Here is a 17,405-nt window from a genome sequence, read left to right as displayed (position 1 = left end):
CGGGGCGGGGGCCCACCTTGCGCCCTCGTTCAGTCGCCGGACGCCAGGGCCTGGCGCACCAGGTCGTCGACGTCCATCTCCTGGATCGCGGCGCTGCGGTCCTCGTCGGGCTCCGCCGCCTGGGTGGTCGGGGCCGGCCCCGCCAGCCGCAGCAGGGCGTCGAGCAGCCCTGCCTCGCGCAGCCGGGCGGGTGCGATGGCCGCCAGCATGCGCTGTACGGCGGCGTCGTCCAGGTCCGCGGGGGCGGTCGCGCCCCCGTCGGGTTCGGCGAGCTCCTCCAGCAGATGCGCGGCGAGCGCCCCGGTGTTGGGGTAGTCGAACATCAGCGTGGCCGGCAGCCGCAGCCCGGTGGCCTTCTGCAGCCGGTTGCGCAGTTCGATGGCGCCCAGGGAGTCCAGGCCCAGCTCGGTGAAGCCGCGGTCGGCGGGGATGCCGCCGGGGTCGCTGTGGCCGAGCACCGCGGCCGCGTGGCCGCCGACCAGCTCCAGCAGGTAGCGCTCCCGGTCCGCTCCCGCCAGTCCGGCGAGCTTGCGCCGGGCCACCGGGGTCCCGTCCTTCGCGCCGGTGTCGGCGGACGGCCGGGCGGGGGCGGCGGCGAAGCCGCGGAGCAGGGCGGGGAGTTCCTCACCCTGCCGGGAGCGGGCGCGCAGCGCGGCCCGGTCCAGGCGGATGGGCACCAGCAGCGGGTCCTGGCGGCGTACGGCCTCGTCGAAGAGGGCGAGCCCCTCGGCGACCAGCAGTTCGGCGACGCCGGAGCGGCCGACCCGCTTGAGGTCGACGTCGTCGAGTTCCTTGCCCTCGCCCGCCGTTCCGGCCCACAGCCCCCACGCGAGGGAGGTGGCCGGCTGGCCGGCGGCGCGCCGGTGTGCGGCCAGCGCGTCCAGGAAGACGTTCGCCGCGGCGTACGTGGCCTGCCCGGCGGGCAGCACCTGGCCGCCCGCGGAGGAGTAGAGCACGAACGCGTCGAGCCCGAGGCCGTCGGTCAGCTCGTGCAGATGCCAGGCGGCGTCGGCCTTGGGCCGCAGCACCCGGTCGACCTGCGCGTCGGTGACGGAACCCACCGGCGCGTTGTCCATCACGCCCGCGGTGTGCACCACGCCCGTGAGCTTGTGCGCGTCGGGGATGCCGGCGATCAGCCGGGCCAGCGCGGCCCGGTCCGCCACGTCGACCGCGGCGACCGTCACCTCGGCGCCGAGCGCGGCCAGTTCGTCGCGCAGCTCCGCCGCGCCGGGGGCGTCCAGGCCGCGGCGGCTGGTCAGGACCAGATGCCGTACGCCGTTCTCGGTGACGAGGTGCCGGGCGAGCAGCGCGCCGAGCATCCCGGTGCCGCCGGTGATCAGCACGGTGCCCTCGGGGTCCCAGGTGAGCGCGTCCCCGGCGGCCGGACCGACGTCGGTGTACCGGGGCGCCGAGGCGGCACCGGCGCGCAGCGCCAGCTCCGGCTCGCCCGTGGCGACGGCGCCCGGCAGGGCCCGTACGGACTCGGCGGAGCCGTCGACGTCCGCCACCGCGAACCGTCCCGGGTTCTCCGCCTGCGCGGCCCGCATGACGCCCCACAGCGGGGCCTGCACGCAGTCCGCGCCCGTGCCGTCGGTGTCCACGGCGCCGCGTGTGACCAGCACCAGCCGCGACTCGGCGAACCGCGCGTCCGCCAGCCACCGTTCCAGCACCCCCAGCAGCCGCGCCGTGGCGGCGCGGGCCCGCTCGGGCACCCCGTCGTACTCGGCCGCGGGTCCGACCAGGTCCGGCGCGCTGAGCAGCACGGTCGGCGGCAGGGCGCCGGCGTCGAGCAGCGCGTCGAGGTCCGGTACGGCGGACAGCCCGGCGAGGGACGTCCCCACGGCCACGCACCCGCCGCCGTCCCGACCGGCGGGTACGGGCTGCCACTCGATCCGCATCAGCGAGCCCGTGTCCCGGCCCGCGGCGAGCTGCTGCTCCGACACCTCGCGCACCACGAGCTTGCGCACGGTCGCCACCGGGGCGCCGGTCGCGTCCGTGATCCGCAGGGCCACGGCGTCGGGCCCCGGCTTGGTCAGACGCACCCGCAGGTGCGCCGCGCCGGGCGCGTGCACGGTGACGCCGTCCCAGGCGAACGGCAGCGCCGTCCGGTCGGCCTCGGCGTCGCCCTCGTCGAAGACCCGCTCCACGTGCAGGGCGGCGTCCAGCAGCGCCGGGTGCAGCCCGAACCGGCCCGCGTCGGCGCGTGCGTGCTCCGGCAGGGTGATGTCGGCGTACAGCTCGCCGCCGCGCCGCCAGGCGGTCTTCAGGCCCTGGAACACCGGCCCGTAGCCGTAGCCGAGCCCTGCCAGGTCCTCGTACATGCCGCTGACGTCGACCGGCTCGGCGCCGGGCGGCGGCCAGCTCTCCAGATCGAGTTCGGGCTCGTCCGGCTCCGGCGCCAGGGTCCCACTCGCGTTGCGGAGCCAGGGGTCGTCGCCGTCCGCGTCGGAGGGACGCGAGTGGATCGCGAAGGTCCGGCGTCCGCTCCCGTCCGCCTCGGCCACCACCAGATGGACGGCGGTGCCGCCCTCCGCCAGCAGCAGCGGCGCCTGCTGGGTCAGCTCCTCCAGCTGCCCGCAGCCGGTCTCCTCGCCGGCGCGCAGCGCCATCTCGACGTACGCCGTGCCGGGCAGCAGCACCTGGCCGAAGACGGCGTGGTCCGCGAGCCAGGGGTGCGTGTCGACGGCCAGCCGGCCGGTGAAGGTCAGCGTGCCGCTCTCGGGCGAGCGTACGACGGCGCCGAGCAACGGGTGCCCCACGGGCTGCTGCCCGAGTCCGGCGGCGTCGCCGGCCGCGCCGCGGCCCTCCAGCCAGTAGCGGGTGCGCTCGAAGGGGTACGTCGGCAGGCCGACGCGGCGCGCGCCGGTGCCGTCGTAGTACGCCGCCCAGTCCACGGGGGCGCCGGTGACGTGCAGTTCGGCGAGCGCGGTCACCAGGGCCTGGGGCTCGGGGCGGTCCTTGCGGACGGCCGCGCTCGCGACGGTGATGTCCTCGGGGTCGAGGATCTGCTGGACCAGGCCGGTGAGGATGCCGTCGGGGCCGAGCTCCAGGAAGCGGGTCACGCCTTGTGCCTTCAGGGCCTGTACGGCGTCGGCGAAGCGGACCGCCTCACGGACCTGGTTCACCCAGTACTCGGGCGAGGTCCACTGGTTCGTGGTCTCCCCGGTGACGGTCGAGACGCACGTCAGACGGGGCTCGTCGAAGGCGACCGCCTCCGCGACGGCCGCGAACTCGGCCAGCATCGGCTCCATCAGCGGGGAGTGGAAGGCGTGCGAGACCTTCAGCCGCGTCGCCTTGCGGCCCTGCGCCTTGAAGTGCTCGCCGATGGCCAGCGCCCCTGCCTCGTCGCCCGAAACGACCACGGAGGTGGGGCTGTTGACCGCCGCCAAGGACACGGCGCGGGTGAGCAGGGGGCGTACCTCGTCCTCGCTTGCTTGTACGGCGACCATCGCCCCGCCCGGAGGCAGGGCCTGCATCAGCCGCCCCCGAGCCGCGACCAGACGCGCCGCGTCCTCCAGCGGTATGACGCCGGCCACGTGCGCCGCGGCCAACTCGCCGATGGAGTGACCGGCCACGACGTCCGCCCGTACGCCCCACGACTCCACGAGCCGCCACAGCGCCACCTCGAAGGCGAACAGCGCGGGCTGGGTGTATCCGGTGCCCTCCAGTACGGCGGCGTCCTCACCCCACACCACATCCCGCAACGGCCGGTCCAGATGGGCGTCCAGCGCCACGCACACCGCGTCGAAGGCGGCCGCGAAGACCGGGAAGGCGGCGGACAGCTCCCGCCCCATCCCCAGCCGCTGCGCACCCTGCCCGGTGAACAGCACCGCTGTCCGGCCGGCCGTGTCCACCTGGCCTGTGACCACGTTCGGAGGTGCGTCACCGGCAGCCAGTGCGGCGAGGGCGGCCAGCGCGCCCTCCCGGTCGTCGGCCCCCACCGTGACGACGGCACGGGACTCCAGAGCCGCCCGGGTGGCGGCCAGCGAGTACCCGACGTCGGCGAGCCGCGTACCGCTGTCCGTCGCCAGCTCACCGGCCAGGCGGGCCACCGCCTCCGGCGTGGCACCGGACAGCGGCAGCGCCACGACCGGCGGCACCGGACCGTCCACGGCGCCGCTCTCCGCGGGCTCGCGGGCGGGCGCCTGCTCGATGACGATGTGCGCGTTGGTGCCGCTCAGCCCGAACGACGAGACCGCCGCGCGGCGCGGCCGGTCGCGTACGGGCCAGGAGCGCGCGTCCGTCAGGAGCCTCACGTTGCCCGCCTCCCAGTCCACCTCGGGTGAGGGCTCGTCCACGTGCAGGGTCGGCGGCATGACCCCGTGGCGGATGGCCATGACCGACTTGATGACGCCGCTCACACCGGCGGCGGCCTGGGCGTGCCCGAAGTTCGACTTGATGGAGCCGAGCCAGACCGGGTCGTCGGCCGGGCGGTTCTGCCCGTACGTGGCCAGCAGCGCCTGCGCCTCGATGGGGTCGCCGAGCCGGGTGCCGGTGCCGTGGCCCTCGATGAGGTCGACGTCGGCGGTCGTCAGTCCGCCGCTCGCCAGCGCGCGCTGGATGACGCGCTGCTGTGAGGGGCCGTTGGGCGCGGTGAGGCCGTTGGACGCGCCGTCCTGGTTGATGGCGGAGCCGCGGATGACGGCCAGCACCTCGTGCCCGTTGCGCTCGGCGTCGGAGAGCCGTTCCAGCAGCAGCAGGCCCAGGCCCTCGGCCCAGCCCGTACCGTCGGCGGCGCCCGCGAACGCCTTGCACGTACCGTCGGCGGACAGCCCGCGCTGCTGGCTGAACTCGACGAAGATCTCCGGTGTCGACATCACCGTGACCCCCCCGGCCAGCGCCATGCCGACCTCGCCGGCGCGCAGCGCCTGGACGGCCATGTGCAGCGCCACCAGCGACGACGAGCACGCCGTGTCGACGCTCACCGCCGGGCCCTCCAGGCCCAGGGTGTAGGCGACGCGGCCGGTGAGGATGGAGGCGGCGGTGCCGTTGCCGATGTAGCCGGCGACGTCCTCAGGGAGGTCGTGCAGCCAGGTGCCGTAGTCGTGGTACATCACACCGGCGTAGACCCCGGTCTGGCTGCCGCGCATGCTCGACGGGTCGATGCCGGCCCGCTCGAAGACCTCCCAGGCGGCCTGCAGCAGCAGCCGCTGCTGCGGGTCCATGGCCTGCGCCTCGCGCGGGCTGATACCGAAGAACGCCGGGTCGAACTCGGCCGCGTCGTAGAGGAATCCGCCCCTGCGGGAGTACGTCTTCCCGTGTACGCCGGGTTCGGGGTCGTAGATCTCGTCGCCGGCCCAGCCCCGGTCGGCGGGGAAGTCCCCGACCGCGTCGCGGCCCTCGGCGACCAGCTGCCACAGCTCCTCCGCCGTGCGTACGCCGCCGGGGAACCGGCAGCTGATGCCGACGATGGCGACGGGGTCGTCGGTGGCGGCCGCAACGGCGATCGGTTCGGGCTGTGCAGCCGTCTCGGTGCCGCCGCCGAACTCGCCGTCGAGGTACTCGGCGACCGCGCGCGCCGACGGGTAGTCGAACACGAGGGTGGCGGGCAGCCGCAGACCGGTCGCGGTGTTGAGGCCGTTGCGCAGTTCGACGGCGGCCAGCGAGTCGAAGCCCAGCTCCTTGAAGGCCCGGTCGGGTCCGACGGCCGCCGCGGACTCGTGTCCGAGGACCGTGGCGACCTGCTCGGCGACCAGGTCGAGCAGGGTGCGGGCCCGCTCCCCGGCGGTGAGCCGGGCGAGCCGTCCGGCCAGCCCCTCGCCGCCGGCGCCGGACGCCGCGGTGCGCCGGACGGCCGTCGGGCGGACGGTGCCGCGCAGCAGCGGCGGCACGGAGTCGCCGCGGGCGGCCAGGGCCGTCTCGTTCACCGGCAGCGGGACGAGGAGCGGCTCCTCCGTCTGCAGGGCGGCGTCGAACAGCTCCAGTCCGCGTTCCGCGGGCAGCGCGGGCAGCCCCTGCCGGTCGGCCTTCTCCAGATCGGCGTCGGTGAGGTCGCCGCCGAGGCCGGTGTTGACCGCCCACAGTCCGAAGGCGAGGGACGTCGCGGGCAGTCCGTCCGCACGGCGGTGGGCGGCGAGGGCGTCCAGGAAGACGTTGGCGGCGGCGTAGTTGCCCTGCCCTGCGGGCAGCACGAGGCCGCCCGCGGAGGAGTACAGCACGAACGCCGTGAGGTCGAGGCCGCGCGTCAGCTCGTGCAGATACCAGGCGGCGTCGGCCTTGGCCCGCAGCACGATGTCCAGGCTCCCGGGGGTGAGGTCGCCGATCAGCCCGGGGTCCACGACGCCGGCGGCGTGCACCACGCCGGTGAGCGGGTGGTCGTCCGGGATGCCGTCGATCAGCGCGGCCAGGGCCTGCCGGTCGCCGACGTCGACGGCCGCGATGTCCACCAGGGCGCCCACCTGCTCCAGTTCGCCGCGGAGTTCGGCGGCTCCGGGGGCGTCGGGTCCGCGCCGGCTGGTGAGCAGCAGCCGGCGTACGCCGTGCTCGGTCGCCAGATGCCGGGCGACGCGGGCGCCGAGCCCGCCGGTGCCGCCGGTGACCAGGACCGTGCCGTCCGGGCTCCAGGGCGCCGGGGTGTCGGGCACCAGCGCGGGGACGAGGCGCGGGGTGGTGAAGGCGCCATCGCGCAGCGCCAGTTCGGGCTCACCCAGGAGGGTGGCCGCCGCTGCATCGTCTGGGTCGAAGCCTTCGCCGGCCTCCAGCAGCACGATCCGCCCCGGCTGCTCCGCCTGCGCGGCCCGCACCAGCCCCCACACGGGCGCCTGCGCGAGACCGTCACCGGTGACGACCACGAGCGTGGCCTCGCCGGTACGGGGGTCGGCCAGCCACTCCTGGACGAGCGCCAGCACCCCCGAGGCGGCGGCCCGTACCGCCGCCGGGATCTCCCCCGGCGGTCTGCCGACCGGCGCGATCACGACCTGCGGGATGTCGGGCAGCCCCGCCAGACCCCGCTCGTCCAGCACCTCGTACGACAGTGCCTGCGCCGCCGGCCGCGGCACGGGCCGCCACTCGACGCGGCGCAGGTCCGGCACCGGGGTGCCGGCAGCGGACTGCAGCTGGTCGGCCGCGACGGCGCGGCACACCAGCGAGGTCACGGTCATCACCGGCTGCCCGGTCTCGTCCGCCACGACCATCGCCGACTCCTCGGCGCCGCGGATGCGCCGTACGTACACGCGCAGTGCGCCGGCGCCGGAGGCGTGCAGCGTGACGCCGTTCCAGGCGAACGGGAGCAGCGCCTCGGAGCCGCCCTCGCCGTGGTCGACGAGCACGTCCACGTGCATCGCCGTGTCGAGCAGCGCCGGGTGCAGCCCGTAGCTCGCCGCCTCCGCACGTACGCCGTCGGGCAGGGCGACCTCGGCGAACAGTTCGTCGCCGCGCCGCCAGGCGGCCTTCAGGCCCTGGAACGCGGGGCCGTAGCCGTAGCCGCGCTCGGCGAGCCGCTCGTACGCGCCCTCCACCTCGACGGGTTCCGCGCCCGGCGGCGGCCAGGCGGCCAGGTCCGCGCCGTCGAGCGCGGCGGTGCCGGGGGCGAGGAAGCCGGTGGCGTGCAGCGTCCACGGCTGACCGGGGATGTCGTCGCGGCGCGAGTGCAGATGGACGGTGCGCCGGCCGGAGTTGTCGGCCGCCCCGGCGACGGCGCGCAGGGCGACGCCGCGGCCGGGGGGCAGGATCAGCGGTGCCTGCAGGGTGAGTTCCTCCAGCAGGGTGCAGCCGACCTGGTCGCCGAGCCGCAGGGCGAGTTCGACCAGACCGGTGCCCGGCAGCAGCAGGCTGCCGTGCACGCCGTGGTCGGCCGTCCAGGGCTGTCCGGCGGTGGAGACCCGGCCGGTGAGCATGACGGTGCCGTCGGCCGGCGATTCGGCGGCGGCGGTGAGCATCGGGTGGGCGACCGGGTCGAGCCCGGCGGAGGCGACGTCGCCGGTGCCGGGCGGCACGTCGAGCCAGTAGCGCTTGTGCTGGAAGGCGTACGTCGGCAGGTCCGCGTGCGCGCTGCCCACGCCGCCGAGTACGGACGGCCAGGCGACGGCCGCGCCGTGCGCCCACGCGGCGCCCAGCCCGCCCAGCAGCTCGGCGTGTTCGGAACGGTCGCGCCGCTGCAGGGCGACGAAGGCGGCGTTGTCGTTCTCCGCGACGGCCGCGCCCAGCGCGGTGAGCACGGCGTCCGGGCCGACCTCGACGAAGGTGACGGCGCCCGCGGCCTCGGCGCGGGTCACCGCGTCGGCGAAGCGGACGGGTTCGCGGATCTGGCGTACCCAGTAGGCGGGGGTGGCCCATTCGGCGGCGCTACCGCCGGTGACGGTGGAGAAGCCGGCGATGCGGGGCTTCGAATAGACCGCCTGCTCCGCCACGACGGTGAACTCCGAGAGCATGGGCTCCATCAGCGGCGAGTGGAAGGCGTGCGACACCGCGAGCCGTGTCGCCTTGCGGCCCTGGGCCTTGAAGTGCTCGCCGATCGCCAGTGCTTCGGCCTCGTCGCCGGAGACGACCACGGAGGTGGGGCTGTTGACGGCCGCCAGCGACACGGCGTCCGTCAGCAGGGGCCGTACCTCGTCCTCCCTCGCCTGCACCGCGACCATCGCGCCGCCGGGTGGCAGCGCCTGCATCAGCCGGCCGCGGGCCGCGACCAGACGTGCCGCGTCCTCCAGGGTCAGCACCCCGGCCGCGTGGGCGGCGGCGAGCTCACCGATCGAGTGCCCGACGAGGATGTCGGGGCGCAGACCCCAGGCTTCGAGCGTCCGGAACAGCGCCGTCTCCACGGCGAACAGCGCCGGCTGCGCGTAGCCGGTGGCGTCCAGCGCCCCGGCATCCTCTCCCCATATCACCTCACGCAACCCTCGTTCCAGGTGCGTGTCCAGGGCCGCGCAGACCTCGTCGAGCGCGGCGGCGAAGGCCGGGACGGCCTCGTACAGTTCGCGGCCCATGCCGAGCCGCTGGGCGCCCTGCCCGGTGAACAGGAACGCCGTCTTGCCGCCGACCGCCTCGGTGGCGGTCAGCCGCTCCAGTTCGGCGGCCAGTGCGGCCGGGTCCGAGCCGACGGCGACGGCGCGGTGTTCCAGGGCGGCGCGGGTGGTGGCCAGCGCGCGGGCCGTCTCGCCCAGGCGGCCGGGCGGCAGGTCCCGTACGTGGGCGGCGAGCCGGTCGGCCTGCGCGCGCAGGGCGTCGGGGGTGTCGCCGGAGACCAGCAGCGGTACGAGCGCCGGGTCCGCGGGCGCGACCGGCTCGGGTGCGCCGGGCGGCTGCTCGATGATGACGTGGGCGTTGGTGCCGCTGATCCCGAAGGACGACACACCCGCCCGCCGCGGCCGGTCCTTCTCCGCCGGCCACGGACGCTCCTCGGCCAGGAGGCGGACCTCGCCGGCGTCCCAGTCCACCTGGTCGGACGGCGTGTCGGAGTGCAGGGTGCGGGGCATCAGGCCGTGCCGGATGGCCATGACCATCTTGATGATCCCGGCGGTCCCGGCGGCGGCCTGGGTGTGCCCCAGGTTCGACTTGATCGACCCGAGCCACAGCGGTTCGCCGTCCGCGCCGCGCTCCTGGCCATAGGTGTCCAGCAGCGCCTGCGCCTCGATCGGGTCGCCCAGCGCGGTGCCGGTGCCGTGGCCCTCGACGACCGCGACGTCGGCGGCGGTGATGCCGGCGTCCGCGAGCGCGGCGCGGATCACCCGCTGCTGGGAGGGGCCGTTGGGGGCGGTGAGGCCGTTGGACGCGCCGTCCTGGTTGACGGCCGAGCCCTTGACGACGGCCAGCACCCGGTGGCCGTTGGCGGTGGCGTCCGAGAGGCGCTCCAGCAGCAGGACGCCCACGCCCTCGCCCCAGCCGGTGCCGTCGGCGCCCGTTCCGTACGAGCGGCAGCGGCCGTCCGAGGACAGGCCGCGCTGGCGGGCCATGTCCGTGAAGGTGTCCGGTGTGGACATCACCGTCACACCGCCGGCCAGCGCGAGCGTGCACTCGCCGCGGCGCAGCGCCTGCGCCGCCAGGTGCACGGCGACCAGCGACGACGAGCACGCGGTGTCGACGCTCAGCGCCGGGCCCTCCAGGCCCAGGGAGTACGAGACGCGGCCGGAGACCACGCTGGCCAGGCTGCCGTTGCCGTGGTACGCGGCGACGTCCTCGGGCAGCGGGCCGAGGCGCAGGCCCCAGTCGTGGTACATGACGCCCGCGAACACGCCGGTGCGGCTGCCCCGTACGGACGAGGGGTCGATCCCGGCCCGCTCGAAGACCTCCCAGGACGCCTCGAGCAGCAGCCGCTGCTGCGGGTCCATGGCATGCGCCTCACGCGGGCCGATGCCGAAGAACGCGGGGTCGAACCCGGCGGCGTCGTAGAGGAATCCGCCCTCGGTGGAGTACGTCTTGCCGGGCTTGCCGATCTCCGGGTCGTACAGGTCGTCGGGCCAGCCCCGGTCGGTGGGGAACTGGCCGATGGCGTCGGTGCCCTCCGCGACCAGCCGCCACAGCTCCTCGGGGGAGGTCACGCCGCCCGGGTAGCGGCAGGCCATCCCGACGATGACGATCGGGTCGCGGTCGGCGTCCGGCGCGGCCGGGGACGGGAGAGCCGGCTGCGCGGGGGCGGGGGCGTTGCCGCGCAGCCGGCCGGTCAGGTGTTCCGCCAGGGCGGCGGCGTTGGGGTAGTCGAAGGTGAGGGTGGCGCTCAGCCGCAGACCGGTGGCGGTGGCGAGCCGGTTGCGCAGCTCCACCGCGGCCAGGGAGTCGAAGCCCGCCTCGGTGAACGCCCTGGTGGCGGTGATCTCCTCGGGGTCGTCGTAGCCGAGGACGGCCGCGGCCTCGGCGCGGATGATCCCCAGCACCGTCTCCAGCGCCTCGCCCTCCCCGAGCCGGGCCAGCCGGTCGGCGAGTGTGTCGGCGGAGGCGGCGGCCGAGGTGGCCGCCGCGGCGCGGCGGACCGGGCGGCGCACCAGGGCGCGCAGCAGCAGGGGGATGTCGTCGGTACGGGCCCGTACGGCCCGGTGGTTGACGCGGACCGGCACCACGGCGGGGGTGGTGCCTGCGAGGGCCCGGTCGAGGCGGGCGAAGTTCTCCTCGAAGTCCAGCGAGTCCAGGCCCAGCCGCTCGATCCGGGTGAGCGCGGCCTCGTCCAGCGCCGCGCCCATACCGCCGCCCTGCGCCCACAGACCCCAGGCGAGGGAGAGCACGACCTGTCCGGCGGCGGCGCGGCGGGCGGCGAGTGCGTCGAGGAAGAGGTTCGCGGCGGCGTAGTTGCCCTGCCCGGCGCCGTCCAGCACGGTGGAGGCGGAGGAGAACAGGACGTACGCCTTGAGCGGCAGGTCCGCGGTCAGCTCGTGCAGATGCCAGGCCGCGTCGACCTTCGGCAGCATCACCGTGTCGAGCCGTTCGGCGGTGAGCGAGCCGACGAGCCCGTCGTCGATCACGCCGGCCGCGTGGACGACGCAGGTCAGCGGATGTTCGGCGGGGATCCCGGCGAGCATCGAGGCGAGCGCGTTCCGGTCCGAGACGTCGACGGCCGCAATCCGCGCGGACGCCCCGGCCTCCTCCAGCTCGGCCAGCAACTCGCGGGCCCCGGGGGCCTCGAGGCCGCGTCGGCTGGTCAGCACGAGGTGGCGTACGCCGTGCCGCCCGGCCAGCCGGCGGGCCAGATCGGCGCCCACCCCGCCGGTGCCGCCGGTGATCAGGACCGTCCCGGTGGCGTCCCAGGGCAGTTCGCCCGGCTCTTCGGGCTCGGCGACCGGGCCCAGGCGCGGCAGCAGGAACTCCCCGCCGCGCAGCGCGAACTCGGGCTCTCCGGAGACGAGGGCGGCGTCCAGCGCGATGGCGGAGGCGTCGCTTCCGTCGAGGTCGGCGAGGACGAACCGGCCCGGGTTCTCCGCCTCGGCGGAGCGCACCAGGCCCCAGACGGGCGCCTGCCCGAGGTCGACGTCCGTGCCGGGGGCGGGGACGCCGTTGCGGGTGAGGACGACCAGGCGCGACGCGGCGCACCGCTCGTCGGCCAGCCACTGGCGTACCGCCGCCAGCGCGTCGGCGGCGACGGCCCGTACGGCCGCGGGGACGTCGCCTTCCGGGGTGGCCGGAACGCGGTAGAGGACGATGTCCGGCACGGGGAACTCGTCGGCCCCGGCCAGCCCCGCCATCGCCGTGAGGTCGGTGAGTTCGGCGAGGTCGAGCAGCCCGCCGTCGGCCGCCCGCGCGGACGGCGCCGGATCGGGCACCTGCGGCAGGGCCGCCGACTGCCATTGGACGGCCAGCAGCGGATCGGAGCCGCCGGCCGACAACTGCTCGCCGGACACGGCCCGCAGCAGCAGCGAGTCGACGGTGGCCACCGGCGTCCCGGCGGGGTCGGCGAGCGCGACGGTCAGCGAGTCGGTGCCGCTCGCCGCGATCCGTACGCGTACCTGGGCGGCGCCGCCCGCGTGCAGGGTCACGCCGCCCCAGGAGAAGGGGATCCAGGTGCCCTCGCGGTCGCCGAGCGCGTGGTCGGCGGGGTGCAGCGCGGCGTCGAGCAGCGCCGGGTGCAGCCCGAAGCGGGCGGCGTCGGCCCGGGCCTGCTCGGGCAGGGCCACCTCGGCGTAGACCACGCCGTCGCGGCGCCACACGGCGCGTACGCCCTGGAAGGCGGGCCCGTAGCCGTAGCCCTGCTCGGCCATCTGCTCGTACTGGCCGGCGACGTCGACGGCTTCGGCACCGGGCGGGGGCCACTGGCCGGCCAGCTCCTGGTGCGCCTGCGCCGGGACCGCCGGGCCGGGCACGAGGGCGCCGTCGGCGTGCCGGGTCCACTGCTCGTCGTCGTCCGCGCCGGAGGGCCGGGAGTGGCAGTGCACGCTCCGCCGCCCGTCGGCGTCGGGCGCCCCGACCACGACCTGCACCGCCACCGAGCCCGTCGCGGGCAGCACCAGCGGGGCCTGCAGGGTCAGCTCCTCCAGCTGCGCGCAGCCCACCTCCTCGCCGCCGCGGACGGCGAGTTCGACCAGGGCCGTACCGGGCAGCAGCACGGTGCCGCCGATGGCGTGGTCCGCCAGCCACGGGTGCGTACGCAGCGACAGCCGCCCCGTCAGCACGGTGCTGTCCGATCCCGCCACGGCCAGCGCGGAGCCGAGCAGCGGGTGTGCGGCGGGCCGCTGGCCCAGCTCCGCCGCGCCGCCGGTGCCGGGGCCCGGCTCCAGCCAGTAGCGGCGGGTGCGGAAGGCGTACGTGGGCAGGGCGACGCGGCGCGGGGCGGTGCCCTCGTACAGCGCGTCCCAGTCGACGTCGGCGCCGCGGGCGTGCGCGAGCGCGGCGGCGCGCAGCGCCTCGAGCTCCTCGGCCTCCCCCGCGCGCATGACGGCCGCGAACCGGCAGTCGGCGGCGGCCGCTTCGGGCACGCACTCCTGGGCCATCGCGGTGAGGACGGCCGCGGGCCCCAGCTCCAGGAAGGTACGGGCGCCACCGGCCCGCGCCAGCCAGTCGACGCCGTCCGCGAACCGGACCGGCTCGCGCACATGGCGCACCCAGTGCTCGGGGTCGGCGAGTTCGGCGGCGGTCGCCAGCCGTCCGGTGAGGGTGGAGACCACCGGGATACGCGGCGACCGATAGTCCATGATCGAGGCGATCCGGCGGAACTCGTCCGTCATCGGCTCCATCAGCGGCGAATGGAACGCGTGGCTGACGCGCAGCCGCTTGGTCTTGCGCCCGCGCGCGGCGAACACCGCGGCCAGCTCCAGCGCGGCCTCCTCGGCGCCGGAGACCACCACGGACGTGGGGCCGTTGACGGCCGCGAAGCCCAGCTCCGGGCCCAGCAGGGGACGCACCTCGTCCTCGGTCGCCTGTACGGCGATCATCGCGCCGTCCGGCGGCAGCTCCTGCATCAGCCGCCCCCGCGCGGTGACCAGCGTCACGGCGTCCTCGAGGCCGAGCACGCCGGCCACGTGGGCGGCGGCGATCTCGCCGATGGAGTGGCCGGCGACGAAGTCGGGCGTCAGACCCCAGGACTCCAGCAGGCGGAAGAGGGCGACCTCGACCGCGAAGAGCGCGGGCTGGGCGTAGCGGGTCTCGTCGAGCAGCGCCGCCCGGGGCGAGCCCTCCTCGGCGAACAGCACGTCCCATAGGGAGTCGTCGAGCTGCAGATCGGCGTACGCGATGGCGTCGGCGAGGGCGTCGGCGAACACCGGTCGGCGCTCGTACAGTTCGCGGCCCATGGCCAGGCGCTGGCTGCCCTGGCCGGTGAACAGCCAGGCGTGCCGGCCGGCGGGGGTGACGCCGGTGCGTACCAGCGGCGACTCGGCTCCCTGGGCCACGGTGAGCAGGGCGGTGCGCAGCTCGTCGTGGTCGCGGGCGAGGAGGACGGCGCGGTGCTCCAGGGCGGCACGCGTGGTGCCCAGGGAGTGGCCGAGGTCGGACAGCGGGGTGGCGTGCGCGGCGTCGGTGAAGTCGGCGAGGCGGGCGGCCTGCGCCTTCAGACCGGCCGGGGAGCGGCCGGAGACGGGGATGAGGAGGGGGCTCCGGTCGTCCTGGGGAATCGCCGTGTCGGCGGAGTCCGGGACCGCCTCGGCCGCCGGCGGCTCCTCGATGATCACGTGCGCGTTGGTGCCGCTGATCCCGAAGCCGGACAGCCCCGCGCGCCGCGGCCTGCCCTCCTCCGCCGGCCACGGCACCGGCTCGGTGAGCAGCCGTACGGTGCCCGCCGACCAGTCGACGTTCGGCGTCGGCTCGTCCACGTGCAGCGTGCGCGGCAGTTCGCCGTGCCGCAGCGCCATCACGAGCTTCATCAGCCCGGCCACGCCCGCGGCGGCCTGGGTGTGCCCCAGGTTGGACTTCACCGAGCCCAGCCACAGCGGCCGGTCCTCGGACCGGCTCCGCCCGTACGTGGCGATGAGCGCGTGCGCCTCGATCGGGTCGCCCAGCGTGGTGCCGGTGCCGTGGGCCTCCACCGCGTCGACGTCCTCGGGCGCCAGGCCCGCGTCCGCGAGCGCCGCCCGGATGACCCGCTGCTGGGCGGTGCCGCTCGGCGCGGTCAGGCCGTTGGACGCGCCGTCCTGGTTGATGGCCGAGCCGCGCACCACGGCGAGCACCGGGTGCCCGTTGGCGCGCGCGTCCGACAGCCGCTCCACCAGCACCAGTCCGGCGCCCTCGCCGAAGGCGGTGCCGTCCGCGGCGGCGGCGAACGCCTTGATCTGCCCGTCGGGCGCCAGCCCGCGCTGCCGGCTGAACTCCGTGAACAGCCCCGGCGTGGACAGCACGGTGACCCCGCCGGCCAGCGCCAGGGTGCACTCGCCGCGACGCAGCGCCTGTACGGCCAGGTGCAGTGCCACGAGGGAGGAGGAGCACGCGGTGTCGACGGTGAGGGCCGGGCCCTCCAGGCCCAGCGTGTAGGCGACGCGCCCCGAGGCCACGCTCAGCGCGCCGCCGGTGACGAGATAGCCGGTGAGCTGCTCGGGCGCGTCCTGCACCCGCGGCCCGTACTCGGTGGGCCCGGCGCCGACGAACACGCCGGTGCGGCTGCCGCGCAGCGACAGCGGGTCGATCCCGGCGCGCTCCAGCACCTCCCACGCGGTGAGCAGCAGCAGCCGCTGCTGGGGCTCCATGGCGAGGGCCTCGCGCGGGCCGATGCCGAAGAACTCGGCGTCGAACTCGGCGGCCTCCCGCAGGAATCCGCCGAGCCGGGCGTACGTCGTACCCGGGGTGTCCGGATCGTCGGCGAAGAGGGTGTCCAGGTCCCAGCCGCGCTCCTCGGGGAACGGCCCGACGGCGGTACGCCCCTCGGCGACCAGGTCCCACAGCTCCTCCGGCCCGTGCAGCCCGCCGGGGAAGCGCCCGCCGACGGCCACGACGGCGATCGGCTCGTCGTCGTCGGTGTTACGGGCGAGGAGCGGCGTCTCGGCCGCCGGGTCGTCGCCCGCCAGCTCGGCGCGGATGTGCGCGGCGAGCAGCTCGGGGGTGGGGTGGTCGAACGCGGCCGTCACCGGCAGCCGCAGCCCGCCGGCGGCGTTGATCCGGGTGTGCAGCTCCACCAGTCCGACGGAGTCCAGCCCGAGCTCCTTGAACGGGCGCGTCGTCTCCGTCAGCGTCTCGGCCTCGGGCCGGGTCGTGGCGCGCAGTACGGCGAGGGTCTCGCCGCACACCAGGTCGAGCAGCAGGCGTTGCTGCTCCGCGCCCGGCAGACCGGCCAGCCGGGTGACGATCGGCTCCCCGGGCCGGTCCTGCGTACCGGGCTGGTGGTCGCTGTCAGGAACGAAGCCCGCGGACATCTGCACACTCCAAGCTCGGTGATCGCTGCGCGCGGGGCGGGCGGACGGCCTGCCGCCCACGCTCGGGCACGAGGTGATCGCACGCTAGAACCGCCGGATCGCTGATCGGCACCCCTATCCACCCGGGTGTTGCGCCCCCGGGGCGCGCACGCGGCGCACCCCCGGGCGGGGCCCGGCCGGCCCGGGCACCTGCGGATTCCCAGCGTGCGCCGGGTACGCCGCGGCGGCCCGGGAGGTTCAGGGGGGTGACCGGGTTATCCCCGGGCGGGCCAGCGCCGTTTCATGGCGGGGCACCTCGGGCGGGACCCGGCCGATCCAGGGACCCGCCCGGAGGGGGCCCGGGCCGGCACGCATCCACAAGAACCGCGCCCACCCGACCTGGACCCCACGCCCGCACGGACCGTGCCGCTCCGCCCCTCCGGGACCCCGGACCGGCACGGCTCCGCACGACCCGCACCGCCCAAAGCCTCTCCCGAGGCCCCGGGGGGCAAAGCCACACCACCCCCCAACCCCACCAACCCAGCCGCCAACGAGGGCCCGGGGGCGCAGCCCCCGACCGCCCCGAACCGCACCAACCCGTCAACCCCGCCCACGGAAATCCGGGGCCAAGCCCCCGGACTCCCTGGGCACCAGGACCCACACGGATCCCCACCAGGGGCGCGGGGCGAAGCCCCGAACCTCAAGGGAACCCAGGGCGAAGCCCCCGGACTCCCCGGGCATCCAGGCCGACACGGATCCGCACGAACCGCACCACGGCCCCTCTCCCGAGTGGCCGGGAGCAACGCCCACAACCCCCCAACCACACGACCCAGCCACCCCCACCAGGAGGCCGGGGGCCAGCCCCGACAAGCCCCAACCGCACCACACGGGGGCCCGGGGGCGAAGCCCCCGAAAGCCCACCGCGCCAACCCAGCAACCCCCACCAAGGACCCGGGGGCGAGTCCCCAACCACACCACCCGGGGGCCCCGGGGGCGAAGCCCCCCAAAGCCCACCGCACCAACCCAGCAACTCAGCAACCCAGCAACCCCACCAAGGGTCCAGGGGGCGAAGCCCCCCGAGTCCCCAACCGCACCACCCGGGGCCCGGGAGGGGCGAAGCCCTCGAAAGCCCACCGCACCAACCCAGCAACCCCACCAGGGGACCAGGGGCGAAGCCCCCCGAGTCCCCAACCGCACCACCCGGGGCCCGGGAGGGGCGAAGCCCTCGAAAGC

The 17,405-nt window shown here is 76.0% G+C and carries 1 protein-coding gene; it reads right to left on the bottom strand.

The window, feature by feature from the left end:
- Positions 1-29: 29 nt before the first annotated feature.
- Positions 30-16,193: a type I polyketide synthase gene (locus AB0M28_RS31430; protein WP_365412553.1), complete on the bottom strand. Its 16,164-nt coding sequence runs from the start codon at positions 16,191-16,193 to the stop codon at positions 30-32.
- Positions 16,194-17,405: the final 1,212 nt, after the last annotated feature.

Origin of the sequence: Streptomyces sp. NPDC051940, from assembly GCF_040680895.1 — a bacterium.
In the GTDB taxonomy this organism is placed as follows: Bacteria; Actinomycetota; Actinomycetes; order Streptomycetales; family Streptomycetaceae; genus Streptomyces.
Note: the sequence above shows the minus strand (reverse complement) of the source record. Positions and strands in the feature narration are given on the sequence as shown.